This window comes from Prescottella defluvii (assembly GCF_000738775.1).
In the GTDB taxonomy this organism is placed as follows: domain Bacteria; phylum Actinomycetota; class Actinomycetes; order Mycobacteriales; family Mycobacteriaceae; genus Prescottella; species Prescottella defluvii.
This window is the reverse complement of the sequence record NZ_JPOC01000111.1, coordinates 1-516: the sequence shown is the minus strand read 5'-3', so window position 1 is coordinate 516 and position 516 is coordinate 1. Positions and strand designations below refer to the sequence as shown.

Below are 516 nucleotides of genomic sequence, written 5' to 3'. Positions count from 1 at the left end.
CTCGTGCTGCCCATCAAGGCGGTGCTGATGAGCGCGCTCGGTCTCGGCGCGACACTCGGCATCCTCACGTGGATCTTCATCGACGGCAACGGCGCCGGACTGCTGAACTTCACCCCGGGTCCGATCACCTCACCGGTGCTGGTGTTGATCGTCGCGATCATCTACGGCCTGTCCATCGACTACGAGGTGTTCCTGCTCTCCCGCATGGTCGAAGCGAGATCCCAGGGCGCCTCCACCACCGAGGCGATCCGGATCGGCACCGCACACACCGGACGCATCATCACCGCCGCCGCCCTGATCCTCATCGTCGTCACCGGCGCGTTCGGGTTCTCCGAACTGGTGATGATGAAGTACATCGCCTACGGCATGATCTCCGCCCTGATCATCGACGCGACCCTGATCCGCATGTTCCTGGTCCCCGCCGTCATGAAACTCCTCGGCGACGACTGCTGGTGGGCACCGGCCTGGATGAAACGCATCCAGGAGAAGATCGGACTGGGCGAACCGATCCTCGAC

At 63.6% G+C, this 516-nt stretch carries 1 protein-coding gene; it reads left to right on the top strand.

Going from position 1 to position 516, the window contains the following annotated elements; genetic code table 11:
- Positions 1 to 516, top strand: a 516-nt coding sequence (locus IJ15_RS0123900; protein WP_031940836.1) for an MMPL family transporter, incomplete at both ends; no start/stop codon positions are given.